This window comes from Wolbachia endosymbiont of Nasonia vitripennis, from assembly GCF_048054115.1.
Lineage (GTDB): Bacteria > Pseudomonadota > Alphaproteobacteria > Rickettsiales > Anaplasmataceae > Wolbachia.
The window spans coordinates 1-26315 of sequence record NZ_JAFEVF010000002.1 but is presented as its reverse complement, the minus strand read 5'-3'; the positions used below and the strand labels follow the sequence as shown (position 1 = coordinate 26315).

Sequence of the window (26315 nt, the reverse complement as noted above, 5' to 3'; positions counted from 1 at the left end):
CTGTCAGTTAATTCATGCCTGTCAGATCAAGTCTAAACTATTACAGCGTTAGTAGTGACGACAACGGTTTAGCACTTGAAACTACGTTTGATACTTCTTCCTACTCCGAAATAAATTACGACGGGGCAGCTAATGAAGTTGATAACCAAACTTTAGAAAGCCTGCAAACTCAAGTTCAGTTGAAAGATAGCCAAATTCGGAAGTTAGAAAAGCCAGGTAAAGAATTAAAACATGTTGAGAAAGAACTAGAAAAATCAAAGAGTGACGTAGCTGGACATGAGACTCGGTTAGAAATAGTTGATAAGCTCAGTAAAGAGAATCAATCACTAAAGCAAAAAATAAAAGATCTGGAAAACGAGAATACAACACTTAATAGTGAATTAAGCAAAACCAAAGCAAATAAAGTATTACTAGAAAAAACAGAAAAAGAACAACTGTCTTTCTTAAAAATTGCTTCTGTAAACTTTGCAATCATGTTGACAGTAGGTGTTGCCTTTAGTATAGCCTTCCAATTACCAATTCTATTGATGATTGCAACTTCTGTGATGTCTTCATTGATAGTCGGTGGAGTTACATACGCACTATCACCGCAACCTACTGAATTAAAAGAAGTAAGTATTCAATGCTCAATGCAACATGATGCTTGTAAAACTTAACTTGTGCGCTTCCTGGTAATTTTGATATAGTTATTTCAGTTGAAATCTACAGGTTTACAAATGGCAATCTTAAGTGTAAGAGAAGCTTTATGCACAGCGATCAGAGAAGAAATGCAAAATGACCCTGATATATTTATCATGGGTGAAGAAGTTGCAGAGTATGATGGTGCTTATAAAGTAACGAAAGGATTACTAAAAGAGTTCGGAGAAAATAGGGTAGTTGATACACCCATTACTGAACATGGATTTGCTGGTCTTGCTGTTGGAGCAGCATTTGCTGGACTTAGGCCAATAGTGGAGTTTATGACTTTTAATTTTTCTATGCAAGCTATCGACCAAATTGTGAATTCCGCAGCAAAAACAAATTATATGTCTGGTGGACAACTTGGATGCCCTATAGTATTTCGCGGACCAAATGGAGCTGCAGCAAGAGTTGCCGCACAACATTCTCAGTGCTTTGCATCTTGGTATTCGCATGTTCCAGGTTTGAAAGTAATAGCACCTTACTTTGCCTCTGATTGTAGAGGTCTGCTTAAAGCTGCAATTCGTGATCCTAATCCAGTAATATTTCTAGAAAACGAGATCGCTTATGGGCATGAACATGAGATTCCTGATTCTGAGCTATCAAATAAAGATTATCTACTTGAGATAGGCAAAGCTGCTGTTATACGGGAAGGAAAGGATGTAACTATCACTGCTTTTTCATTGAAACTAATGGATGCGTTAAATGCAGCAGATTTACTCTCTAGTGAAGGAATAGAAGCTGAAGTTATCGACCTCAGAACCTTAAGACCACTTGACACTGAAACAGTTATTAACTCTATTAAGAAGACCAATAGATTAGTAAGCATAGAAGAGGGTTGGCCATTTGCAGGAATAGGAGCAGAACTCTCAGCCATGGTTATGGAACAAGGATTTGACTACCTTGACGCTCCGGTCGTAAGGGTAACCGGCAAGGATGTCCCCTTACCTTATGCTGCAAACCTAGAAAAGAAAGCATTACCACAAGTGGAAGATATAGTTGAAGCTGTGCACCAAGTCTGCTTTAGAAAGCAATAGCCCTATTGACTCTTTTTTTTATCTCCCGTTCCACATTCTTCCATAAAAGAGGCATTTGTAGAGTTTATACCACCCATTACTTTTATGACAATAGTTTTAGCGCCAAAAAACACAGCGCAAAATACACCGAGGGCGAAAAGAGCAGGCCACGGCATTCTACCAAATATTGCAAGTAAAGCTGCTCCTATTATCACTACGGTCATAAGCGGTCCACCTATTCCCCAAACGTAGCCAATAATATTACATATTACTTGAGCAGTTGTATCGTCATTAGAGTTAGCAGCACTTCCAACATGAGAAAAAGAAATAAATAATACTATAAGTAGAATACAAAAAACCTTTCTAATTGTAGGGTTCATCCCTATACCTTAAGTTTAAATATTATAATTATATCTAAAATAGTATAATTTTCAGTAAAACTAGCATTGTGATTTATACAATATTGCATAGCAAATGATGTCTATTGGTTATCAATCACTGTCAATTACTTGAGAGCTTATTTCGACTTTCGAAAAAGAGCAATAACACCCATGAGTAAAATTTCACATTACCACTTTTATGTGTTATGATAAGCTTAAATTTATAAAGAAAATAAAATTGAAAGAATTGAGAGAGAAGCGGATAGCAAGAACGAGAAAGTTTTTATCTTCACTGTTTTTTTTGCTACTAATTGCGCTATCAATACGTAGTTTTTTATTTGAGCCATTTCATATTCCTTCTGGTTCAATGAAAAGCACTCTACTTGAGGGAGATTATATTTTTACTAGTAAATATTCATATGGTTATAGTAAACACTCTTTTCCATTTTCTCCAAACATCTTTAGCGGTAGAATCTTTTATACCCCTCCGGAGCGTGGTGATATAATAGTTTTCAAGCCTACAAGAAATGACAGCATTAGATTTGTTAAGCGGGTAATAGGAATACCGGGCGATAAAGTGCAAATGATAGAGGGGGAGTTATATTTAAATGATCAGAAAGTAAAGCGAAGACAAATTGAAAATTTTTTTGATTATGAGTCAAAGCGTAATATAGCAAGATACATCGAAACACTCCCGAGCGGCAAGGAGCATGAAATTCTAATAGATAATCTTTCTAATAAGTTATCATACAATACTCCAGTTTATTATGTGCCTGATGATCAATTTTTTGTTATGGGAGACAATAGAAATAATTCTTTTGATAGCAGGTTTTCTGAAATTGGGTTAATACCAACTGAAAATATAGTTGGGCGCGTAAGCATGGTTGGTTTATCGTTTAAATTAGGCAAAGTTGATTGGTTGCCGTTTGATTTTAGGTTACCTATTGCTCTGAGATTTGACAGGGTACTTCACAAAGTTTTATGAACTCTATCTGTCTGCTGATTCGCATAATTCTAAAGCAGAGTTTTCTAACTCAGAGATAGCATTATTAATGTTGTCTAAGTCATTTTCCTGTAAAGCGTCTTTTGCGTTCTGTAGTAAAATTTTTAACTTTTGCTCAGTGGAAACATTTTCAACTAGATGTATGAGCTTGTTACCGTTAATTTTAGCCTCTGCAAGGGAACGAGCCTTCATGTCTTCATCAAAGTTACTTACTGACTGATTGACCATATCTTGAATATCTTCTTCACTTAAGCCAGAGCTTGAATTTATTTCAACTGTCTGTTCGACTCCAGTAGTTTTTTCTCTTGCAGTGACAGTCAATATTCCATCAATGCTAACTGTAAATCCTATTTCAACTTTTGCAGAACCTGCAGGCAATTGTGGTATACCTTTGAGTTCAAATCGTGCTAGAGATTTATTATCTTTTATCATTTCACGTTCTCCTTGACAAACGTGAATTTTCATTGCTGTTTGCCCGTTAGCGTAAGTTGTAAACTCTTTTATTTCTGAAACTGGTAGTGGTGTATTTCTTGGTATAATTTTTTCAACTATTCCCCCCATAGTTTCTATGCCAAGTGATAAAGGCAGCACATCAAGGAGAATATTCCTATCTTTTGAGTTTGAAGTTAAATAATGAGCCTGCAAAGCTGCCCCATTGGCAACTGCTTTGTCCGGATCCACATCATTCAGCACTTTATTGCCAAAGAGTTTGATTAGTGAATTTTGCACTAATGGCACTCTAGTTGCGCCACCAACTAAAATTACCCCTTTTATATCATCGATTTTAAGATCTATGTTGCTTATAGTACGAGTAACTATATTTATAGTCTTATTAACCAAAGGATTGATTGCTTGCTCGAATTCTTCTTTAGTAATTTTGCACTTAAATAATTCACCATTGATGCTGAATTCAAAAGTGCCAGAGGTATCTTCACTTAGGTACTCTTTTATAGCACGTATATTGCAGATACCAGTTTTAGTGTATGAATGTTGTAATTTGTAGGTAGTTGTATCAGATGGTGTCATTCCAGTGCTTGACACTGGAATCCAGTTCTTATTATATAACTTTCTGGTGTGTTCACTTGCAATCAAACTTTCTGGATCCCAGTGTCGGAGCACTGGGATGACACTAGAGCATTTTTTATTTAAACCTACCTGTTCTCTATACTTTTCAAGCACGATTAAACTAAGCAGATGATCAAAATCATCACCGCCAAGTTTAGTATCACCACCAACTGCAAGAACTTGAAACACTCCTTGATGTAATTTTAATATTGAAATGTCAAATGTTCCACCACCGAGGTCATAAACTGCATATATGCCACTGTTATTGTTCTTTTCAATGGAGTAAGAAAGTGCTGCAGCGGTTGGTTCATTAATGAGGCGAAGAACATCTATGCCAGCTAATTTTGCTGCATATTTGGTTGCGTTACGTGCTGAATCATCAAAATAAGCTGGTACAGTAATCACTGCTTTGTTAACTTTCATACCTGTGAATTTTTTTACCCTCTCACATAGAGCTTTTAATATCTCAGCAGAGATTTCAATAGGAGTAAGATACTTTTCCTCTGAGCATTTTACTCTAATGATTTTTTCACTTTCGTTGTCTATTTCACAACTGATATTTTCTTTATGCAAGTCTTTAACACTTTTACCCATTAAGCGTTTTACAGAGCAGATAGCGTTTTCGCCAACATCGTAGCCTACTTTTAGTACATCCTTTTCATATGAAATGACAGAAGGTAATAGTTCACGACCTTGCTCATCTTTAAATATTTCTACATTGCCAGCTTTATTTACCATGGCAATTAAAGAGTTAGTAGTTCCAAGATCTATACCAAAAACTACCTCATTTGAACTTGGTTCAGAAATTTGAACTGGCCGCATTTTCCTTCATCTCCTCAAATGACTTATATAAATATCTCAATCTAAAAACTTGTTTAGCAGCTTCATCAAAATTTTTTGTAGCAAAAGCATTAATTAGGTTTTTAGTACAATCTTTTACCTTTTCATCAATCATCCTACTTGCAAATTGTAAATCATCGCAGTCTAGAAAGTATTCTCTTATTTCCATTGATTCATTTAATATTTCAGGATCAAGATGCTCTTTTTTGCTTTGTACGTCAAAAAGATCCAACAAATGTTCGGCACGCTTTAGCGGTGACTTCAGTACCTGATAAGCTTTGTTGATATTTTCCATATTTTTGGACTCTCTTTCATTTATATCAGTTTTGCTTAGCTCAATATATTTTTTCTCCAGCTCATCAAAGCTGATGTTAAAAGCCGGTTCAATTCCAAATAATGTGAAATGGTTGCTAGACATGAAAACTCTCTCCACAACCACATTTTCCTTTCTCATTAGGATTTTTGAAAATAAAACCTGATGAGAATTTTTCCTCTACATAATCCATTTCAGAGCCAAGGATAAACATGATAGATTTTGGATCGATCAGCACCTTGACTTTTTGATCATCACTGCAGCTTTCTTCAATTACCGACTCCAAAGGACGAACATCATATGCATATTCAATATCATATTTTAAACCAGAGCATCCTTTTTGCTTAATTAGAACTCTTATTCCTATTGCTTCTTCAAGGTTAGCATGCTTCTTTTTGTCCAATAAAAACCTTACCCTCTCTACTGCATTTGCAGTTAGAGTGATAGGTTTTTTAACAGAATTTACTCCTTGAAATTCACTCATATTCCTCAATGTTTTTGTTTATTTTGATAATCATGAATAGCAGCTTTTATAGCATCCTCAGCAAGTACTGAACAGTGTATCTTTACTGGCGGCAAAGACAATTCTTCCACTATTTGAGTATTCTTTATCTTTGTTACATCCTCAATAGTTTTTCCTTTGATCATTTCTGTAAGCAAAGAACTTGAAGCTATAGCAGAACCACAACCAAAAGTTTTAAATTTTGCGTCTTCAATAACACCTTTATCGTTGACCTTTATTTGCAGTTTCATTACATCTCCGCATGATGGTGCACCAACTAGACCAGTACCAACATTTGGATCATTTTTATCCAGAGAACCAACATTCCTTGGATTTTCGTAATGATCTAAAATTTTCTCATTATAACTCATAGATTACCCGTAAACCATTACTTACATTATAACATATTTAGGTTAAAAACTAAAGTAAAATACACTAGCAAGCGGTACATTTTACTCACAAAATATATAGGTTACGAGTGTATTTACTTTACAAATACATATAGTGCATGTCATTCTTTATATGGTAATTTTAGAAGGAGTATTTCTTGAGTTTATTCAGTAATCTTTATCAAGGACTATTAAAAACCTCCTCCCGTTTTAGTGATGGAGTAAAAAATATTTTTTCTGGCAAAAAAAAATTAGATCAGTCGCTTTTAGATGATCTGGAAGAGCTGCTGATTAGCATGGATATAGGTCATAAAACTTCTAGATTGCTTATTGATAAGCTCGCAAGTATCAAATTTGAATCAGAAGTTGAACATAACATTATCACACAGCAGTTAATGAGCGAAATAGAAACAATATTAAACCCTGTTGTGCAGCCGCTCATTTTGAATAAAAAACCACACATAATAATGGTATGCGGAGTGAATGGTAATGGAAAAACTACAACTATAGGTAAACTTGCCTATAAATATAAGGAAAAAGGAAAATCCGTTATGCTTGTTGCGTGCGACACATTCAGAGTTGCTGCGAGTGAGCAATTAAATATTTGGGCAGAACGTTCTGATTGCTCTATTGTTACTGGAGAGCACGGTAGCGATTCTGCAAGTGTGGCATATAGAGCTGTAAATCAAGCGATAAAAGATAGCGTTGATGTTGTTTTAATTGATACAGCAGGAAGGCTACAAAACAATGTAAATCTCATGCAAGAGCTGTCAAAAATACATAGAACGATAAAGAAATTGGATGATACTGCTCCTCATGATGTTATTTTAGTTCTTGATGCAACTACTGGCCAAAATGCTTATAGCCAATTAGAGGCCTTTAGTAAAATGGTTGGTGTTACCGGGTTAATTGTAACAAAGCTAGATGGTACTGCCAAAGGTGGAGTAGTGATTGGGCTTGCAGAAGCTTATAAGGTGAAATTACACGCTATAGGAATTGGTGAAAGTATAGAAGACCTGAGGGAATTTACTGGCAAAGAGTTTGCTGAAGCGCTGTTTAAATGTGATTGAAGATCTCTTTAATTTTCTCATATGACCAAGCTTAATTATCATGAGAAGCCGTTTTTAGATGGTCTAATTCCAACATGTGACACTGGTTGCAAGTGATTAATTAGGTTGGGTGAGCCGTTAACATATAAAAATTACTTCCGCATATTTTCAATCTCATTATAATTACAAACGCATATTTTCAATCTCATTATAATTACAAATAGAGATATTTTAAGAGCTCAAAATCTATCTTTAGTCTGCAGACTTTTTAATCAAACTTATTAAAAAATGTATTCTTCAGTGTATATCTGTCGTATGTGCACTACATTTTTTTCTAACTCTTTTTTACACAGGAGGATTTTATGTCCAGAATTCCAGATACTTGATCTTTACTTTAGCTAAAAACCAACTGGTACCTATGGTTTTAGAAAGTGTAGGAAATAGAAACGTTTCTGTTTTTTGAGTAATTAAAAACCACTTCAGCTTGTCACTCATGCCTAAAAAGTTATTATATTAATGTAATATTGATACTTGTATACCAACATAAATATATTTTAAAAATTTAAGGAGTATATTATGACAATGTCTACCACAAATTAGTGAGAAATTAGCAGCTAGCGCAAAAAGTCTCTTTGATGAGAGCGAAAAATTATCGCTTATAGCAGAGGAAATACACAATCAAGATTTAATATATCTTTAATCACAAAAAAGAAGATATTCTACATCTTCTTTTTTTTATGCGATAATTAGCTACTTGTTTTCGTATTCGTCCAGACAAGGTAGTTATGAGTAAAAACAGCAAATGGTCAGTGCGTGAAACTGGAATCCAGCTAAACACTTTACAATGTTTTTGATGACGAAAAGGCTGGATTGTATATTAAATCAAAGCCGCAAGGCTATAATGAGCAAGGAGTGATACTGTCAATTGGATTGATTGATAGAAATCGTAGGCATCTCAGTACACTCCTTGCTTTAAAAAATGGAGTACGAACGGTAGGGGGATCAAAAAGATCGAATCACAATCCTGTACAACATTTACATTATTATTTGATTATATTTATAGGTACAAAAATGGCTAGAACAGTTTTCATTGGTATTGATGTTTCAAAAGAAACACTTGATATCTCAATTAACAATAAACATCAGCGTATAGAAAATGTAGAAAGAGCTATATCTGAGTTTATAAAGTCAAAAATAGTTAACGTATTTGTTAGGTTATGTGTAGTAGAATCAACAGGTGGTTATGAAAAACTTGTCATAAAGTTGTTACGGGAATATAACATAGCTGTTCACAGAGCTCACCCAAATCGGGTATATGCATTTGCAAAAGCCTGCAACCACTTTGCAAAAACAGATAAATTAGATGCAAAATTACTAGAAAAATATGCTGAATTTATCACAAAAAATGACGAAGTAATAGAATACATAGTTTCACAAAAGCAAGAAGAGCTAAGAGCAATTGAGCGCAATCTAAACGATGAAGTTCACGCAAATAAGTGTCGTTTGCATAAGGTTACAGGAAAAGCCAGGGAATATATAGAAAAACAGATAGAATTTGCAAAAAAACAATTAGAGCAAGTTAGGCAAGACATAGAAGATATAATAAACTCTGATCCTGATTTGAAGGAAAAAAGCAAACTGCTAACTAGCTATAAAGGTGTTGGACGGAAAACCGCAAGTATCCTACTCATAGAGGTACCTGAACTTGGCAGGTTAGATAATAAGGAAATAGCTTGTCTAGTTGGAGTTGCACCAAAAACTAGTGAAAGCGGAAGGAAAGTGAGCAAGGCCCAAGTCATAGGTGGCAGATTTTATGCTCGAAAAGCATTATACATGTCTGCTGTGGTTGCAATGCGTCATAATAAAAAAATGAAAGTATTTTACCAGCGTTTAGTTGACTCCGGCAAAGCCGCTAAAGTTGCTTTAGTTGCTGTAATGAGAAAAATCATCATTTGTTTAAATGCTATGATAAAAAACAATAATTTTTATCTTGATGTTTAAGACGGTAGATTCCAGACTGGCATGACAGGAGTGTGAGATAAGGCTACATACATACTCCAACAGGTATGATGGTGTCATTCCAGTGCTTGACACTGGAATGGCTTTGTTGCATAGGTCAAATAAAAAGAACTGGCAGTTACTGACAAAATTCACTATAAGACAAGCATTTAACCTACTAAAGAAAAATATGCCACAAAAAATGAGAGTCAGTAACTGCCATGAATATAACAAATTTCTCCAAGAGAGGGGAAATATTTTTTATTACGTCAATGATGCCATAGAAAATTGGTACGAAAAAGGTCCAAAAATGGCTGGTGGCAACTATATTTATAGTGATAAGGTCGTGATTCTGGTTCACATAATAACTTATTTATTTAGAATAGGTCTGAGACAGACAGCGGGATTTATAGCAGGGTACCTTGAGCAAGTAAGGAAAAACTTGCAAGTTATTAGCTATTCCCAGGCCTCAAGAAGGCTTAAAAAACTTAACATCAAAATTAATGATCGAAGACATGATAAAAATAATACAGAAGATATTGAGATTGCCATAGATAGTACTGATCTACAATAATATTCCAGGTCATAGCAAGGCAAATGGTACAGATAGAAAGTATCGCCGCTATGAGCAAACAAGAAAACTGCATGTAATGCTAGAGATAGGTAGCAAAAAAGTTATAGCAGCAAAATACAGTGGCGGAGTTTATTCTGACCACTATGGAGCATGTGATCTTATTGCAAGGATTGATGTTAAATATAATATAAGCACACTATATGCAGACAGGGCATATAATCGAAAGAAGTTATACAAACTGTGCGATGAGCTTGACATAAAGACAAGGATTCCTCCGCAAAATAATGCAGTAGAGCATCCAAAGTTGGATTATATGGATGAGAGAAATTCTACAATCAAGCTCATAAAGTCATATGATGAAGATGGTATGAAGAGGTGGAAAAAAGAGATAAATTATGGGAAGAGATCTTATATAGAAAGTTTTTTCTCGCGACTGAAGCAAACATTTGGTTTTAGTTTTAGAAACAAATCTGAGGTTAATCGTGAGAGAGAACTGCTACTCAAGTGTTATTTGCTTAACAAATTTACTGATATAGGCATGGCTAAATTTGAGATAGCTTCATGAATTTATTCCACGTTACCTATTATCCGAAGAGTGATGCAACAAAGCCCACTGGAATCCAGAAAAAAAGAAGCTTATGTCACCTACTCAGATGACATTATGGAAGCTGGGATGACATCCTTCTCACAAGCAAAATGTTCATGCAGATAATATTTAATTGTGATTGAAGATCTCTTTTAACTCTTTTATATGACCAAGCTTAATTATCTCAATATCATGAGAAGAATAATTGCCATTTTTAGGCATAATCGCTTTTTTAAACCCTAATTTTTGTGCTTCCCTTAGCCTGAGATCAGCATGCGAAACATTTCTAATTTCTCCTGAAAGTGCAACCTCACCGCAGATTATTGAAGAAGTTGGTAGCGGTAAATTTACTAAACTTGAAATAAGAGAAGCAGCAACAGCAAGATCAGCTGATGGTTCCTGTATTTTGAGTCCTCCCGCAATGTTTAGGTATACTTCTTTATCATGCAAAAACATTTTACAACGAGCACTTAGAACCGCGATTATCATAGCTAATCTATTAATATCCCAACCAACTACTGCTCTTCTTGGAGTTGCCATATTAGTCCTTGCTATTAATGCTTGCACTTCCATTAAGATTGGTCTTGAGCCTTCAACTCCTGCAAATACGGCGCTGCCAACTACTTCTCTATCATGTACGGTCAAGAATAATGATGATGGATTATCAACAGGCATGAGTCCTGCTTTAGACATCTCAAAAACACCAATTTCATTTGCAGGGCCAAATCTATTTTTAATAGTACGTAAAATGCGATATTGATTACTATTTTCACCCTCAAAATATAGTACTGTATCTACCATATGCTCCAGGGTTTTAGGTCCCGCTATTTGTCCATCTTTCGTTATATGGCCAACTATTAAGAGAGAAACACCATATTGCTTTGCAAGAACAGTCAATTCATGAGCGCAGGTACGGACTTGAGTTACAGTTCCTGGTGCTGATGTGACTTTGCTATCATACATAGTTTGTATAGAATCAATTATCAAGAACTTAATACTTTTATTTTTCCTTATTGTTGCTACTACATCAGTTAAAGATACTGTAGATAAAAGCTTAATTTTAGGTTCATTTATCTTAAGACGCTTTGCTCTGAGGCTCACTTGCTCTAAAGATTCCTCGCCAGATACATAAAGACATTCAAAAGAGGAAAGTTGTACAACATTAGCTGCAATCCTAAGCAAAAGAGTAGATTTTCCAATTCCAGGTTCACCACCAATTAAAATGCTAGCACCTTGAACGATACCTCCACCAAAAACTCTATCTAACTCTTCTATTCCTGTTAAAAAACGATCGGGGGTAATAATTTCACTATCTGATAACGCTTTTATTGAAATTGGTGCAGATGTACTTCTCGTTTCTGTTTTTAGTACTATTTCTTCGACAACCGTATCCCAACTGTCACATGCAATACACCTTCCTACCCACCTTCCAGTGCTATGACCGCAGAATTGACATACGTATGCAGTTTTCATAAAAGCCAAAATTATAATTGTAATAAAAATTAGCTAAATAAGTGAAATAAATTTAAATAGAGAAAATTACCAATCACACTTTTTATCTTGTGGTTTTATTTGCAATATTGCTACTAAGCTGACTAATAAGCAAAAAATTACATAAAGCCCAGCAGCAAAGTCTATTTTAGGAAACATTATAGTAAACCAAGTGCATATCATAGGAGTAAATCCACCATGCAGGGCATAAGAAATGTTACGTGATAAACTCACACCACTAAATCTAACATTAGTAGGAAAAAGCTCAGCAGTAACTATCCCTATAGGATTAATACCCCTCTCGATTATAGAAAGAGCCATCACACTCAACATAATTATTAGGTAGCTTTTATAGTAATATGCAATAGATAACATAGGACAACATATTACCATTGTTATCACTATAAATAAGATTGCAGTACGTTCTCTTCCTGTTTTATCAGCTAAAATTCCAAGCACTATTGAAGATATCGGCATTAATATACTGGTTATAATGAGTACAACTTCGTTGACATACGTTGTTACATAAGTTTCAACAGACACTATTTCTTTTGCAATTGTTCTAAGAAATATGGTAAATCCAACAGCAACATTAACAGGTACAGATATTAAAATGGCAAGTATCAGGGCTCTTTTATAGCGTTTTGTAAGCTCTATTATTGGTAAATTAGGTAAATTTCTTTGTTCTCGATTTTTTTCATACACTGGAGTTTCTCCTAGTGTATATATACTATATGCGCTTATTAATCCTAAAATGGCTGAAAAAATAAACGGCAGCCTCCAACCCCAAGCGTTAAAATCAGTGGTTTTTTTACAGATGATCACTGCAACCACAGAGAGCAATATGCCAATAGAGCGACCAAAACTTATTATTCCAAAAAACATTCCTAGTTTTTTCTTATTAGGTAAATGCTCTATGAGATAAACAGAGCTACCTCCTTGCTCAGCGCCAAGTGCAACCCCTTGTATCAGATGGATTGTAAGAAGCAACATAGTAGAGGTTATTCCTATTTTACTATAACTTGGAATAAACGCAACGAGACTAGAAGGAATCGATATTAGCAAGATAGCAATCGTTAACGCCATTCTCCTTCCATACCTATCACCAATGTGACCAAATACAGATGCACCAAGTGGTCTTACCATTGCACCCAGTCCTGCAATTCCAAACAATTGCAATATGCTGTAGTAGATATCTTTTGCATAACAAAATTCTCTACTAATTATATTAACCAGATCAATAAAGAGCATATGGTCATACCATATTGCGATTCTACAGAGTATTGTTGCAATCAATACTCTTGTTTGTTGATTGTACACTTAGTTTAATTTGTAAATGTCTACTTATTTTTATTTTGGCTGCTTTTTAGAACTTTGCAACTCAAGCGTATGGCTTATATGTAAATATTATTAAAATTGGAACTTGCATAACCAGCCAGTCTGGGATCAAATAAAAAAATCTGGTCATCCGCTGGAATGACATGGTGGAATGTGTCATTCCAGTACTCCTTTTCTTGTCATCCCAGTGCTCCGACACTGGGATCCATTTTTCCATCATCAGAAACGTTGATTACTTTTATACTCGTAAATTTAACTGGATCCCAGTGTCGGAGCACTGGGATGACACCTCTCTTAAATTACTTTAGCTACAAATATCAAGAAATTTACCAAGTAGAAAAAAGACAAAAGAAACCCCCTATTAGCTAGCTCTAATCCTGAAAATTGGCCTGTCTTAAACAGCCCGTTTCAGCTTATATGGTTAAAAAACTGGAAGTTTTGTAAAGAAATAAGATGCACATAGTGCAAAAAATTAAAAATAAGACGACAACTGCGTTATGCTTTTGTCGTTTAATCTCCACAGACGAAGATAAATAGTATAGCGTTATCCTTATGGTAAGGGAGTTGGGAAAATTTGTAAAGTAGGCTCTTTCATTAGGTTTTTTGCTAACATTAAAACAATTCACTTAAAAAACTGAGAAGACCATTAAAATATTTTTTTACTTTTTATTCTATATATTTCAACATATTACCTTTAAGTACTAATAATTATGGCATTATTGATAGTTGAGTCGCCGGCAAAGGCAAAGACGATAGGTAAATATTTGAGTAAAGAATTTAAAGTGGCTGCATCCTTTGGCCACGTCAGAGATCTGCCAGCGAAGAATGGTTCTGTTGATCCTGATAATGACTTTGCCATGAAGTATGAGATTATTGAAAAAGCAGAAAAGTATGTAAAAGAGTTAGTCAAGGAAGCTAGTAAAACATCAGATATATACCTTGCAACAGATCCAGACAGAGAAGGGGAAGCAATAGCTTGGAATGTGATAGAGGCACTAAAGGAAAGAAAAGCAATCAATGATGAAAGCAACATTCATAGAGTAGTCTTTAACGAAATAACAAAAAGAGCAGTGCAAGAAGCTATAAAAAATCCACGTGAAATTAATATGGACTTAGTGCGTGCACAGCAAGCACGCAGAGCTTTGGATTATCTAGTTGGATTTAGCTTGTCACCGCTGCTGTGGACAAAATTGTCGGGAAGCAAATCTGCAGGGCGAGTGCAGTCTGTTGCATTAAAGCTTATATGCGAACGAGAGGATGAAATCAGTAAGTTTATAACACAGGAGTATTGGAGCATAAAGGCAGAAATGCAAAATAGCAAAGATGAGGCTTTTTTTGCTATGCTAAGCCACTATGACAATAAAAAGCTAGAAAAATTTGATATTAAGAATGAAGAAGAGGCAAAGAACTTAGTCAGGGAGATCGAGTCAAGGCAGTATGCTGTAAGCACAGTAGAACGCAAGCAAGTTAAGAGAAACCCGCTTCCTCCATTTATCACCTCAAGTCTTCAGCAAGATGCAGTGAATAAACTGTATTTTAATGTGAAAAATGTTATGCGAGTAGCGCAAAATTTATATGAAGGTATCAATATTGGTGGTGAAACCGTAGGGTTGATAACTTACATGCGTACAGATGGGTTTCATATTGCAGATGAGGCTATAAACTCAATCAGGGGATCAATTAAGTCATTATATGGTGATAAATATTTACCGCATTCTCCTCGTAAATATGTAAAAAAGGTCAAAAATGCTCAAGAAGCACATGAAGCAATCCGGCCAACTGATATTAATAGAACACCGGGTAGTATTAAGGATTACTTAACGCCAGAGCAATTTAAATTGTACGATTTAATCTGGAAAAGAACCATTGCAAGTCAAATGGAATCGGCGATTCTTGATCAAGTGGTAGTTGAAATTAGTTCTATTGACCAGAAAGTGATTCTGCGAGCAAGTGGATCAAGTATATTCTTTGATGGTTTTTATAAAGTCTATCAAGATAACATAGAAGCCGAAAATGAAGGCCTGCTACCTGCCATGAAGGAAGAGGAAGCGTGCAAGTTGATTTCTGTTGATCCGAAACAGCATTTTACTCAACCGCCACCTCGTTATAGTGAAGCGAGTATAGTAAAAAAAATGGAAGAAGTCGGTATAGGTCGCCCATCAACTTATGCAACAATTATTTCGGTATTACAAGATCGTGAATATGTTTCATTGGATAACAAAAGATTTATTCCAAGCAGCCGCGGTAAGATCGTGACTATATTTTTGGAAACTTTTTTTCAGCGTTGTGTAGAGTATGACTTTACAGCACAAATGGAAGAAAGGCTTGATTCAATCTCAAATGGACATGCAGATTGGAAAAAAGAACTAGGCTATTTTTGGGTGCCATTTTTTAATCATGTAAATTCTGTTAAGCAAATGACACATGATGAGATTTTTAGTGGTATTCATGATTTGGTAGTCAATTGGTTTTGCTCAGAGGAAGGAAAGGAAGAAATAGGTAAAAAATGTCCTAATTGCTCTGGTGGTATATTGAAATTAAATTTTGGAAAAGCCGGTGTGTTTCTTGGATGTTCTAACTATCCTGCATGCAATCATACAAAAGAAATTACGGGCAGTAATGACAATTCAGAATATCCAAAAAGTTTGGGTATAGATGATGTGACAGGCCAAGAGGTAATGATCAAAAAAGGTCCTTTTGGACTTTATCTGGAGTTTAATAGTGAGTCAGAAAAGAAAAAAAAGATTTCTGTACCAAAAGATATAAATGTTAATGATATTGATCTAAATACCGCCACTCGATTACTTTCCCTGCCGAAAATAATCGGAGAACACCCAGAAACTGGAAAGGAAGTAAAAATAGGTCTTGGACGATTTGGGTACTATATTCTCTATGATGGTCGATACTTTTCTCTTAAAAAAAGCTCTAAGGAGGTATTAGACACACAATTAAACGAAGCTATACAAATTATTGAGAGCAGCCCACGCAAAGAGCTAAAATCTCTTGGTTTTAATGAAAAGGGAAAAGAAGTTTTTATCTGCAACGGTAGGTACGGATTCTATATAAAATGCGGTAAAACAAACGTTGCTTTGGGCAAGAATGCAGATATTGAAAGTATAGATCTGAAGAAGGCTTTAGAGTTAATTAAGAATAAAAAGTAGACTTCTTGCATAACCATTCTTTATATGTTCTTTATTGTTGTTCCAGCGCTACACGCTGGAACTGAGAAAAAAAGAGCCTGAATTACAAGAAAGAAAATATTCAGATAACGAGAAAGTTGTCACCTGGTTAGCAGCTACAGTCGTGTGACGCAGACGTGCTACCAGGAAAATAGTCTCTATCAGAGTTAAGCTTTGCTGGCAAAATGAAAAGTAAGACCAGCTTCTATACCGTGTGTGTGAAACACTTGATTGCCTATACTGATACTTTCTTTGTATAACTTCTGGTCCGACGGTTTTTGATTTTTATTCAATTCTAATATCTTTTTTCCATCTTGGTTTACCTGTTGCTTTGCTTTCATTTCTCCTAACACCTCTGCTTCAAAATCAACATTACTACCAAGAACACCAAAACCTCTATATCCGATGTGCATATTTACATCTTCGTTTATACGATAATCAAAGCCAGCTTTCAATTGACCTGCAGGTCTTATTGACGATTTTTCAAACATCGTCATTCTTGTTCCACCAACTCCAATACCAACGTAAGGAGAAAAAGAAAAACTATCACTTTTCCAATAATGATAAACATTTGCCATTACAGATGCGTTTTCTACTTGGTCATGATTAATTACAGTTTTATACATATAAGTTTTTTTATTAGTACTCTCACCAACGTCTTTTAGATACGAAACAGTTACTTGATTACTTGATAAACCAATATTATCTACTTTTACAGAAGAGTACATCCCTTCCAATTCAGCTCTATAGCTATTATTGCCTAGTTCTCCTGTGTAACCAAACGTTACATTTGCAGCAAAAGGTGGGTTATAATCTCCTTTATACTTACTTATTAACTGACCTTCTGTTCTCTGAGCGTCTATGTCATTTATAGATACACGGTTATCATCTGTAGCATCTTTGCCTCCAATTTTTGCTTTCAACTTACCCAAGTTCAAATATTGACCGTAATATCCACCACCAAAGTAAAATCCTTCCGTTTCACTTGCAAAAGATTGTTGTGACAACAATAAAGCAAGTGCTGTAACTGCTAATGTTTTTTTACTCATCATGACTATTCCTCTAGTTAAAATAGCTAATCTAGTACTAATTAATTAAAAATGATTTAATATGAAAAAACTAATTATTTTCTAAGCTAAAAAATAGGTAAAATTAACCTCTATCCTCGATTTTATTGCCGTCTAGTTTGTCCTCATCTTCAAATTCATCATCATCGTCAAATTCATCCTTACTGTCTTCATCATCAAACCCATCATCGTCTTCCTCATCATCAAACCCATCACCACCTTCAAACTTATCATCAATATCCTCGTCTTCAAATCCATCTTCAATCTCTGGCTCATCGTATATTGCATCTTCAGTTTTAGCTTCAACAGGATAATCAGCAGCTTCAATAGCATTACTCTCTTCTTCATTACTAATCTTATCTTTGTTAGCAGCAGAAAAGACCTTGTTTGGATCATATGGCTCTTGTGTAGGCACACGTGTTGGTTTAATCAGCCTTCTTGTGAATGTGCTATCACTATAGTACAAAATTTTCTTTGACTTAATTGGATAAGTCGATTCTATCAAAATTATCTGATCATCACGTGGCAGCATAATAATTTCTTGAGGTAAGAGCAATGCTCTCTGTGTTTCAGAGATATGCAATGATCTTGATGCAGGATTCAAGTCTAAAAATTTAGGTTTGTTTAATGATTCTTGTTGTACAGTTTTGTTTCCTATAAGCTGAGATATCAAATTAGCCGTTTCAATATTATTGGCTGCAAAAGTTATTCTATAGGTTGAGTTTGATAAAAAGGAGTTCATTCCTGCTTCTTCATATATTCCTTTAAGCTGTTCAGTATCTTGAACAATTAAAAATAACCTTACTCGATAGCCACGAAAGTATGCGATGCCCGTTTGAAATTGCTCCATTTTTCCAAGTGTTGGAAACTCATCCATTAAAAATAATACGCCGTAAGGCTCGTCATCCGATGGCAATTTTCTACATAAAAACTCAGTTGCCTGTTGGTAAAAAACCTGCATTAAAGGCCTGAGCCTAGTTAAGTTATCAGGAGTTAAACCAACATAAACTGTAGTTTTCTTCTTTTTAAAATCCAAAATATTAAAATCACTTGATGCAGTTGCAGTATCGATCAATGGGTTTGCCCACAATTCAAGCGACGAGTTCATAGTTGACACAACACCTGATCTTTCTTTGTCAGCCTTTTGCAAAAAAGCTGCAATGTTCATATACGCTACCGGATGTATTATTTTACCCATTGTGTCCAAAACTACAGCAAGATTGTAAACTACGTCATCGCTACGCATCGTACGCACAACCTCACCAAAAGATTTAACTTTCTCTGGTGCAGCAAGTAAATATAGTACCACCCCAACAAATAAGCTTCTTGCTTCGTTTTGCCAAAAATCTTGTTCAGGCATGATTAGGTTAGCTATTTTTTGCACATCATCAACCATCTGTCCAGGTTTTTCACTAATCCATTCCAGTGGATTATAACAATGGCTTACCCCATCTGGCTGCGCTGGGTTCCATACATATACTTTTTGTCCTTGTCGCTCTCGCCAACCACTTGTTATTTCATAGTTTTCTAATTTTATATCATGCACAATTACCGAATCATTCCAAAATAACAAATTAGGAATTACAAAACCAACACCTTTACCAGAGCCTGTAGGTGCAAAGAGCAATGCATGCTGAAACCCATCAGCAATAAAATATCCTCTCTTATCTTTACCAAGCAATAGACCTTTTTTGCTTCTTAATCCCGCTTTTCGTATGTCTTTCTCTGATGCCCACTGTGAATCTCCATGAAGTGATTCTTTCTTTTTAAATGGCCGCCACTCAATTAGTCTTTCTCTCACATTCCACAAAATAATCATCAAAACAATTTGAGGCAGTAGAGAAGATACAACTAATTTAATTTTGAGCTCAAAGCTATATAGCTCTGGATGATGCCAACAATATTGTATATGATCAAAAATTGTCGGCCAGAGAGCTTGAGGAAAAGGTGTCAAGCTAGGATTAATTGCTCTAAAATCTACACCATCTGGACCGTCAACAAACAGGTAGAATAATATACCAGACAAATAGAAGCAAAATTCAAGTATGCTAAAAGATACTACACCTCCTATGAGAATATTGCGTAGGTGATTTCCATTACTCATAAACTACTTTTTCTTAACTTACGTATAAATTTAAGTATTTTCACTTGAAGATCTAGTAAATAATATCTCAGAAATGCTTCTTTTGCCTCCACTGGTTCTTTTTAGCTGAATAACAATATCAATTACATTTCTAATGTATGGTATGATCTGATCTGGGGGAATGCCAAGATTTGCTTGCATAACCATAAGTTTTATTTGCTCAAGAGCCATTGCCGGACTATCCGCATGAAGAGTTGATATTGACCCTGGGTGGCCAGTGTTTATTGCTCTAAGAAAACTAAAAGCTTCTGCTCCACGTAATTCACCAACTATTATCCTATCTGGTCTTAAACGTAAACATGCCTCTATCAAATCTTGAGTGGTCACTTTTGCCCTGCCTTGCCCTCCTTTAGAAGCAATTAAATGGACTTTATTGGGATGATCATTCAAAACTATCTCCCTCGCATCTTCAACAGTAATAATTCTTTCTTCAGATGGAATAGCACGCAAAGTAGCATTAGTAAAAGTGGTTTTACCAGTGGAAGTTCCACCACTAATTATGATATTTTTCTTACTTATTACAGCATATTCTAAAAACTCTTTTATTTTTTTTTGTTTCAGTAGCAAATCTAGGTGACGATCTACTGGATTATCGGTCACTCCTATAACAGTTTCAGAAAAAGCCCCCATTTTTTCATAATCATCCAATGCCAATTGCATAGAAGAAGGTTTACGAATTGAAATGACTACTTTATCAGGCTCACATGCTGGAGGAAACACTATCTGTATACGATAACCATTTGGTAATGTAGCTGAAAGCAGCGGTGTCTCTTCGCTCAGTTTTTGTTCTGTAGCTTGAGCAATCAACCTGCTAAGAGATTTTAAATGATTAAGATCAAATATTTCTAACTTTTCGCATCTTATTTCACCGCGATTTTCAATCCATACTTCCTTCGGTTTATTTATTGATATTTCATTTACACCTTCCTCTTGAAATATCCCTTGTAATGGCTCCAAGTATGTATCAAGTGCAGTATAGTTCATTTCAGTTATTTAATATTGACTGTGGAGGAAATACTATATCTTGGTTAACAAATACTTTCAATGCAGTTCCTTGATTAACATAAATAGTTGGTTTTTTATCTACACTCCTATCAACTATATCTCGCATGTCTTTGGAAAAATCATTGATTGACTTCCCAATTGCTTCATCATAAACAGATTTGCTTCTTTTCTGAGTTTGCCTCAACAGTTGACGTACATCGTCTAAAGTTATACCGATATTGTCACTAGTAATTGTATCAACTCCACTAGCTCCAGAACTTTTTATCACACTTACTATTTCTTCCTTTATTATTCTCAGCAAATCCTGATCACTTTTAGCATTTCGAATTTTTTCAATAGCCCTAATACCCAATTTCCATTTTTCGTCTCCTACCTTCCCAACTTCAGTTTTTATAGAATTCTCCAATCTCTCAACAATAGCCCCTTTGAGAGAAGAAATATCTATTTCAGTTGCAGTAATAGACTTCACTGCATCCATGGCAGTTAGCGCATCGATAAGATTAGAGGCTTTTTGTCCTACAACAGCTGAACCAATCGAAACACCAGCAAGTGCCACTGAAGAGAATAATGCACTTGCTATTTTATTATCAACTATTCCAGCTATCCCTGCCCTTCCAAGCTCATCGGTACCAGATGATGCAATAGCAACATCTATACCATGAGGAAGAATGATCCTATTCCAATTTATGTTCACGCGGGCTTTTGCAACATTTGAGTCGAATGAATAACCACCTATTAACCTTGAACCTTTTGGTATTAAAATTGTATCACCAGTTTCTGCATAAACGTCTCTACTAACAACAGCACGGAGCATTCCTTGTAAGTCAGAACTTATTGCAGTTTCAAGAATAGCGTCAATAACCTTACCTTGAATAATCATTAAACCAAGCTTTCCAGCTTTGGTAGCTTTGCTCGATTGTGCTGAGGTATTGGATAAAACAGCATCTGTAGCTTTACCTTCCCCACTACTACCTGAAATTGCTAACATTTGTGCACTACGTCTGTCTCTAGGATAACCGCCACCCCCTATTGTAGGAAATGAAGTAGGCAAATTGCTAATAACATTACCAGAAGGAAAATTTTGCTTTGGTAAAACAGGTATATTTGACAAGGGAATTTCTTTTAGTTGCTCTTCTTTTTTTGTCACTTCCTCTTTTTTGATTTGTTTTACTTCTGGTATGACTTGTGGAATAGGAAGAGGAGGTAAGGGTGGCAAGAGATCAGTTACTACTCTTTCGGAAACTATTGCATTATCTGGAACTTGTTCTAACTTTCCTTTCAATTCTTGAATGTTTTGCTTTGTTTCCTCTTTTTTAACAATCTCTGGACCCTCTTTATTAGAAGGACTAAAATAAAGATAGTACACTCCACCAACTAAGAGCGCTACCATAACTATCATCAATGCCTTATAACCTTGATTAGAGCCAACTGTTACTACCTTGCTTTCTATCTCTGATTCATCTTCTACACTATTATGCCTTTCTTTACTCATATTATATGTACCAGAACTAAAGTGACCTATTTATAACTTCAACTTCACTACCTTCATAACGCATTAATAGCTTTTTATGTACTCCTTTTATTACAACATAATCATCAAATAACAGCCTTTTACAGGATTCGCCTTCTATAAAAATCTGAGGAATTTTATTACTATTTCTAAACTTTAAATAGGTTAAATAACCATCATCGAATAACTCAATTGGAACTATATCTACGTTACCACCTTCATCAATATATGTATAGTTGTACCTCGTATTATTTTCTTGTATTATTTTTTCTGGCTTTTCTGTAATGTATTGCATTTGAGTAGGTAAAGAAACCTCATCTAAATCAACATCAAATTCATCTTCTTCTTGAGGATAATAAAAACGTATTACGTAAGATATATCCTTTTCAACGGAATAATCATGATCCACTTTTTTAGCATCAGCATCTGGGTATTTATCGTAATTTGGTCTTGAAATTAGATCAAAAATGTAATTTCTCTTTTTAGTTGTCGTAATAATCATGTTAGTGCGACTACTGACTTCAAATGGCATGACAAGCAGTTTATTATCATAAGGATTAATTTTCCAACTTGATGCATAACCAACAGCAATATTTTTGACTTTTTCCCCTTCTGCAAACTCAATATAAGAATAGTAACCTTGACTAAAAATTACTGTAAACACCTCATTAGGGCTATATACAAAAGTCTTTATTCTACTATCTACAGAAATAGGTTTATTATTAATAGATGCATTTAAGTTGCCACTTATTAGTAAAGCTAAAACTAACAATATCCTACACATATTCATCATCTACTCTATATGAAATAACTTGAAACCCTAACGGGTTAATATATCTTTGCTGATCATTCATTTCAAGCGATGCATATTTATACGACATCACAACTATCTTATTTTTCCTTGAGGAATTTCCATCTTTTCGTGTAAATTCTATAGAAAATCTCACTTGAAGAGCATCATTACCTAATTTTTGAATTGAACGAATTTTCAACTCACCTTTAGCATCTGAATATAAATTAAAAAGGTCATTCATATTCTGCGATTTTATATAATTGCTAAATTCACTATATACACTAGGCGAAGAAAACAACCTTACTTTTGTATAATAATTATAATTATAATTATATGGGTCAAAAACCTCCCTTGCTTTTATATACTCTGAAATAAAATAATCGTTCAGCGTTTCATTTGCAGAATATTGTTTTACTGTAACAGGATCAACCAATTGCACTATTCCTGACTTTTTATCAATTTCTATAACGAATGGCTCAATAGTGCTACTTGTGCTAATTTTAAATATAGCTAATATGCTTATAGAAATTGCAACTAGTAATATTAATGTAAATAAAAGTAAAGTATTTCTCTGAGCAACAACTGTGCTATAGCGACTTGAATTCCAATTTATATCCTTATCCAATGACTCATTACTTTTTTCTTGTTTTAAAAATTTCAGCATCTCAATATTCTTAAAAATCTTAACTTATATTAATTAACATAGCAAGCTAACAAAGTAGTTATAACAAAAAAGCTAATAAACCCTTAATCCATGGTCTAACTTGCCAAATTTTGTTTCCATATATGAATCATTATATTCATTGCGTTCCATAATAAGTGGTACACACTTTGTAACTTCTATACCGTTATTTTTCAACTCTGATAACTTTCTACCATTGTTTGTAAGTAATTGTATTTTGTTAATGTTCAATTTCTTAAGTATTTTAGCTGCAACAGCAAAGCTCCTTTCATCATCTTCAAAACCCAATACTCTATTTGCATCAACAGTATCAAGATTATATTTTCTTTGCATACTGTATGCTCTTAACTTATTAGTTAAACCAATGCCTCTCCCATCTTGCATCAAGTATAATATAATGCCATTCCCAAAGTCGGTCATTATTTGAATCGCTTGATGTAACTGGCTTCTGCAATCACATGATAAGCTGTCTAATAAGTCTCCTGTATAGCATGAAGAATGAATTCTCACTAATGGCTCATTATCTTTATCTGGATTGCCAATGATAATTGCATAATGTTCTCTTCCGCCACTTTTGGTTCTATAAGATATGATATCTACTTCTTGAGTCTGTTTTAAAAATAATGATGTTTTGCACACTTCATACACACTATGATTTTGTTGAAAATCATTCACAAGTAACGTATTTAGTGCAATAATGTCATTTTCTTCACACCAATTTCGCATTTCATGTTTATTCTCAAAAGTCATATCAGCCACTAACGCGTATGGCAATAATTCTGAGAACTTAAGCAAGGCAACAGCATACGCATCTATTGTCTTTGAGCATTGCAACTCTTTTATCCAATCTTCCTTTGAACAGTTTATTAAATGGAGCAGTTCATCAAAATTGCTTATCAACAGACGTTTGCTACTATGTTCTTTACTCTGACATATGTATTTTACCTTACTTGCAGTCAAAGTAACATACACATTACCTGATATAAGCTTATATTGACTAAATAAATTTTTTTCTAAAGTTTCAGCAGCAGCAAGCAATAGATAGTTATTTTCATCATCATATATTAAAATTGGAAGACCACGCCTGACTTCACTGATGGCCCTTTCTACTTTATTTCTACTTTGATTTCCTATAAACATTTCACCTACACCAAACAACTTGGTGCGGTCGAGAAGACTTGAACTTCCAAGGCTTTGTGAGCCACAGCGACCTCAACGCTGCGTGTCTACCAATTCCACCACGACCGCACTTTATTCTAGTTTCTATATAATTACTTTAAATTACTTAATCATTTTAGGGTTTTTCATCTAAAGTGTCAATCTGATACTAGGATAATTTAGGAAATGCCTGTATAATTTAACTATGAATTTTATGGTTACAAACTTTAATCATTTAAGATAATCTTACTACTAATTCTTAATTTAGGTCTTTATACAAATGAAAATAGCTAATATCTTCATTTTTTTAATTCTATCTCTTACAATTAGCTTTTACCCCACTCATGCACAAATATTGTACACATGGTCTCAAATCATTCCAGAAAATAAATTAAGCATACGTGCGATTATAGACAATAACATGTGTCCCATTGCTTACGTCGATAATAAGGAAGTAGAAATGCTAAGTCGCAGCTCAATTAACAATATCGAAACAGTTTGTGAACTGATAGTAGAAACAAATGCTCAAAACATTAGTATTGACAATATAAAAGTTCCCGTATTAGCGGAAAAGATCAGCAAAATTGCCTTCATTGGCGATACAGGATGTAGAATAAATATGTTATTTCAGCAAGAATGTAATTCTGTAGATAGCTGGCCTTTGAAAAAAAATTTAGATTCAATCGCTTTTCATAAACCAGATTTAATTATCCATGTTGGTGATTATCATTATAGACAAACAAAATGTAGAAACACAAAAAAGTGCGGCGATATTTATGGATATAGCAAAGAAGCTTGGTACGCTGATTGGTTTGAGCCTGCAAAAGATATTTTAACACAATCTCCTTTTCTTTTTGTTCGTGGAAATCATGAGAGTTGTAATAGAGCTTATGAAGGATGGTTCAGATATTTAGATTCATACCCCTTTTCCCCTCAAAAATGTGAAGATCTTATTTCCAGTTGGTTCTTAGATGCTGGGCCGATGAAGTTTTTTATCTTCGACTCTTCATCCGGTGAGGAAATTTTTACAACCCAAAGCACAGTTGATGCTTTTGAGAGGCAGTTTGATAAATTGATACAAGATAAGCCCACGTGGTTTTTGACTCATAAACCACTTTGGAGATCTCCAAAAAAAGAATTTTTGACATTAAAAAGCCATGGTAATCTTACACAAATTGAAGCTTTTGGAGATAAATTTCCAAGCAATGTTACTACCATAGTTTCTGGCCACATTCATATAGCCCAGATTTTATTAATGGATAATGTTCCAGATCAGATTATAGTTGGAAACGGCGGTGCATTATTACACGCTCAAGATCAAGAACCTGTTTATCAAAACGTAGAATTTAACTATCCAAATAGTAGAAATTACTTAGCACACGAAGTTAGAAACTTTTTCGGCTTTGGCTTTGCAATATTAGGTTTAGACGATCACAAATTTACTTTCTATAACCAAGATAATAAGGAAATGTATTCTGCAAACCTAACGAAAGACTTTAAACTTAAAACAATGTAATAGTTTAGACTTGATCTGACAGGCATGAATTAACTGACAG

Annotated in this window: 21 protein-coding genes, 1 tRNA gene and 1 pseudogene; 8 read left to right on the top strand and 15 right to left on the bottom strand. The window is 34.7% G+C overall.

Annotation, left to right across the window (positions count from 1 at the left end):
- Positions 1-14 precede the first annotated feature (14 nt).
- Both JR053_RS00550 and JR053_RS00545 read left to right on the top strand, forming a co-directional pair.
- Positions 15-656: an AAA family ATPase gene (locus JR053_RS00550; RefSeq protein ID WP_416603220.1), complete on the top strand. Its 642-nt coding sequence runs from the start codon at positions 15-17 to the stop codon at positions 654-656.
- 60 nt (positions 657-716) lie between these two features.
- Positions 717-1715, top strand: coding sequence for a pyruvate dehydrogenase complex E1 component subunit beta (locus JR053_RS00545; RefSeq protein ID WP_010405014.1), 999 nt, complete (start codon positions 717-719; stop codon positions 1713-1715).
- 2 nt (positions 1716-1717) lie between these two features.
- On the opposite strand, the gene JR053_RS00540 is transcribed toward JR053_RS00545, so the two are convergent.
- The gene (locus tag JR053_RS00540) at positions 1718-2074 is read right to left on the bottom strand and encodes a TrbC/VirB2 family protein (RefSeq protein WP_007302624.1); all 357 of its coding nucleotides are present in this window, start codon (positions 2072-2074) and stop codon (positions 1718-1720) included.
- A 199-nt stretch (positions 2075-2273) separates the two neighbouring features.
- On the opposite strand from JR053_RS00540, the gene lepB reads away from it, so the two are divergent.
- Complete coding sequence (gene lepB / locus JR053_RS00535; protein WP_010405009.1) at positions 2274-3059, top strand: signal peptidase I; 786 nt, start codon at positions 2274-2276, stop codon at positions 3057-3059.
- A gap of 3 nt (positions 3060-3062) precedes the next feature.
- Here the strand turns inward: lepB and JR053_RS00530 are convergent, their stop codons facing one another.
- The 4 genes from JR053_RS00530 to iscU are packed head-to-tail and all read right to left on the bottom strand — an operon-like array spanning position 3063 to position 6168.
- A complete protein-coding gene (locus tag JR053_RS00530) occupies positions 3063-4964 on the bottom strand; it encodes an Hsp70 family protein (RefSeq protein WP_139686532.1) in 1902 nt (633 codons plus the stop codon).
- Positions 4942-5400, bottom strand: coding sequence for an iron-sulfur cluster co-chaperone HscB C-terminal domain-containing protein (locus tag JR053_RS00525; protein ID WP_010405004.1), 459 nt, complete (start codon positions 5398-5400; stop codon positions 4942-4944). Before JR053_RS00525 ends, JR053_RS00530 begins: the two co-directional genes overlap by 23 nt.
- On the bottom strand, positions 5393-5779 hold the full coding sequence (locus JR053_RS00520) for a HesB/IscA family protein (protein WP_006012614.1): 387 nt from the start codon (positions 5777-5779) through the stop codon (positions 5393-5395). The genes JR053_RS00525 and JR053_RS00520 overlap by 8 nt, the downstream gene beginning before the upstream one ends.
- A 5-nt stretch (positions 5780-5784) precedes the next feature.
- Entirely contained in the window at positions 5785-6168 is a 384-nt protein-coding gene (iscU, locus tag JR053_RS00515) for a Fe-S cluster assembly scaffold IscU (protein WP_006012607.1), read from the bottom strand.
- Between the two features lie 176 nt (positions 6169-6344).
- Here iscU and ftsY point away from each other — a divergent pair, with 176 nt between their 5' ends.
- From ftsY to JR053_RS00500, 3 genes and pseudogenes are all read left to right on the top strand, one after another.
- Positions 6345-7256 (top strand): signal recognition particle-docking protein FtsY, encoded by a 912-nt coding sequence (ftsY, locus tag JR053_RS00510; RefSeq protein WP_010404992.1) that lies wholly within the window; start codon positions 6345-6347, stop codon positions 7254-7256.
- Positions 7257-8306: 1050 nt separating this feature from the next.
- Complete coding sequence (locus JR053_RS00505) at positions 8307-9236, top strand: IS110 family RNA-guided transposase (protein WP_416603248.1); 930 nt, start codon at positions 8307-8309, stop codon at positions 9234-9236.
- A gap of 187 nt (positions 9237-9423) precedes the next feature.
- A pseudogene (locus tag JR053_RS00500) lies at positions 9424-10372 on the top strand (IS5 family transposase).
- Between the two features lie 150 nt (positions 10373-10522).
- On the opposite strand, the gene radA reads toward JR053_RS00500, so the two are convergent.
- Positions 10523-11866: a DNA repair protein RadA gene (radA, locus tag JR053_RS00495; RefSeq protein ID WP_010404970.1), complete on the bottom strand. Its 1344-nt coding sequence runs from the start codon at positions 11864-11866 to the stop codon at positions 10523-10525.
- Positions 11867-11932: 66 nt separating this feature from the next.
- Positions 11933-13204: an MFS transporter gene (locus tag JR053_RS00490; RefSeq protein WP_029237667.1), complete on the bottom strand. Its 1272-nt coding sequence runs from the start codon at positions 13202-13204 to the stop codon at positions 11933-11935.
- Positions 13205-13932: 728 nt separating this feature from the next.
- On the opposite strand from JR053_RS00490, the gene topA reads away from it, so the two are divergent.
- Positions 13933-16383 (top strand): type I DNA topoisomerase, encoded by a 2451-nt coding sequence (topA, locus tag JR053_RS00485; RefSeq protein WP_010404951.1) that lies wholly within the window; start codon positions 13933-13935, stop codon positions 16381-16383.
- Between the two features lie 185 nt (positions 16384-16568).
- Here topA and JR053_RS00480 read toward each other — a convergent pair whose 3' ends face one another.
- The 8 genes from JR053_RS00480 to JR053_RS00445 all read right to left on the bottom strand — a co-directional run bounded on the left by JR053_RS00480 (position 16569) and on the right by JR053_RS00445 (position 24849).
- Complete coding sequence (locus JR053_RS00480) at positions 16569-17453, bottom strand: P44/Msp2 family outer membrane protein (protein WP_010404948.1); 885 nt, start codon at positions 17451-17453, stop codon at positions 16569-16571.
- 100 nt (positions 17454-17553) lie between these two features.
- Positions 17554-19572 carry a type IV secretory system conjugative DNA transfer family protein gene (locus JR053_RS00475; protein ID WP_010404946.1) on the bottom strand — a complete coding sequence of 673 codons (2019 nt, stop codon included), beginning with the start codon at positions 19570-19572 and terminating at the stop codon, positions 17554-17556.
- Positions 19573-19602: 30 nt separating this feature from the next.
- A complete protein-coding gene (gene virB11, locus JR053_RS00470) occupies positions 19603-20595 on the bottom strand; it encodes a P-type DNA transfer ATPase VirB11 (protein WP_010404943.1) in 993 nt (330 codons plus the stop codon).
- Between the two features lies 1 nt (position 20596).
- The gene (locus JR053_RS00465; RefSeq protein ID WP_010404940.1) at positions 20597-22108 is read right to left on the bottom strand and encodes a TraB/TrbI/VirB10 family type IV secretion system protein; all 1512 of its coding nucleotides are present in this window, start codon (positions 22106-22108) and stop codon (positions 20597-20599) included.
- 16 nt (positions 22109-22124) lie between these two features.
- Positions 22125-22916, bottom strand: coding sequence for a P-type conjugative transfer protein VirB9 (gene virB9, locus JR053_RS00460; RefSeq protein ID WP_010404937.1), 792 nt, complete (start codon positions 22914-22916; stop codon positions 22125-22127).
- Positions 22903-23583: a VirB8 family type IV secretion system protein gene (locus tag JR053_RS00455; protein ID WP_007302609.1), complete on the bottom strand. Its 681-nt coding sequence runs from the start codon at positions 23581-23583 to the stop codon at positions 22903-22905. The genes virB9 and JR053_RS00455 overlap by 14 nt, the downstream gene beginning before the upstream one ends.
- 72 nt (positions 23584-23655) lie before the next feature.
- Positions 23656-24741: a GTP cyclohydrolase II gene (locus JR053_RS00450; protein ID WP_010404930.1), complete on the bottom strand. Its 1086-nt coding sequence runs from the start codon at positions 24739-24741 to the stop codon at positions 23656-23658.
- Between the two features lie 20 nt (positions 24742-24761).
- A tRNA-Leu gene (locus JR053_RS00445) sits at positions 24762-24849 on the bottom strand.
- 190 nt (positions 24850-25039) lie between these two features.
- On the opposite strand from JR053_RS00445, the gene JR053_RS00440 reads away from it, so the two are divergent.
- Entirely contained in the window at positions 25040-26275 is a 1236-nt protein-coding gene (locus JR053_RS00440) for a metallophosphoesterase family protein (RefSeq protein WP_010404926.1), read from the top strand.
- The last annotated feature ends 40 nt before the right edge of the window (positions 26276-26315 follow it).

Coding starts and splice junctions, on each gene's coding strand:
- virB9 (WP_010404937.1), bottom strand. CDS start 22,916: ATGAATATGTGTAGGATATTGTTAGTTTTAGCTTTACTAATAAGTGGC.
- virB11 (WP_010404943.1), bottom strand. CDS start 20,595: ATGAACTATACTGCACTTGATACATACTTGGAGCCATTACAAGGGATA.
- iscU (WP_006012607.1), bottom strand. CDS start 6,168: ATGAGTTATAATGAGAAAATTTTAGATCATTACGAAAATCCAAGGAAT.
- JR053_RS00545 (WP_010405014.1), top strand. CDS start 717: ATGGCAATCTTAAGTGTAAGAGAAGCTTTATGCACAGCGATCAGAGAA.
- JR053_RS00505 (WP_416603248.1), top strand. CDS start 8,307: ATGGCTAGAACAGTTTTCATTGGTATTGATGTTTCAAAAGAAACACTT.
- JR053_RS00550 (WP_416603220.1), top strand. CDS start 15: ATGCCTGTCAGATCAAGTCTAAACTATTACAGCGTTAGTAGTGACGAC.
- JR053_RS00450 (WP_010404930.1), bottom strand. CDS start 24,741: ATGTTTATAGGAAATCAAAGTAGAAATAAAGTAGAAAGGGCCATCAGT.
- JR053_RS00525 (WP_010405004.1), bottom strand. CDS start 5,400: ATGTCTAGCAACCATTTCACATTATTTGGAATTGAACCGGCTTTTAAC.
- lepB (WP_010405009.1), top strand. CDS start 2,274: ATGTGTTATGATAAGCTTAAATTTATAAAGAAAATAAAATTGAAAGAA.
- radA (WP_010404970.1), bottom strand. CDS start 11,866: ATGAAAACTGCATACGTATGTCAATTCTGCGGTCATAGCACTGGAAGG.
- JR053_RS00440 (WP_010404926.1), top strand. CDS start 25,040: ATGAAAATAGCTAATATCTTCATTTTTTTAATTCTATCTCTTACAATT.
- JR053_RS00465 (WP_010404940.1), bottom strand. CDS start 22,108: ATGAGTAAAGAAAGGCATAATAGTGTAGAAGATGAATCAGAGATAGAA.
- JR053_RS00520 (WP_006012614.1), bottom strand. CDS start 5,779: ATGAGTGAATTTCAAGGAGTAAATTCTGTTAAAAAACCTATCACTCTA.
- JR053_RS00475 (WP_010404946.1), bottom strand. CDS start 19,572: ATGAGTAATGGAAATCACCTACGCAATATTCTCATAGGAGGTGTAGTA.
- topA (WP_010404951.1), top strand. CDS start 13,933: ATGGCATTATTGATAGTTGAGTCGCCGGCAAAGGCAAAGACGATAGGT.
- JR053_RS00530 (WP_139686532.1), bottom strand. CDS start 4,964: ATGCGGCCAGTTCAAATTTCTGAACCAAGTTCAAATGAGGTAGTTTTT.
- JR053_RS00480 (WP_010404948.1), bottom strand. CDS start 17,453: ATGATGAGTAAAAAAACATTAGCAGTTACAGCACTTGCTTTATTGTTG.
- JR053_RS00455 (WP_007302609.1), bottom strand. CDS start 23,583: ATGCTGAAATTTTTAAAACAAGAAAAAAGTAATGAGTCATTGGATAAG.
- JR053_RS00540 (WP_007302624.1), bottom strand. CDS start 2,074: ATGAACCCTACAATTAGAAAGGTTTTTTGTATTCTACTTATAGTATTA.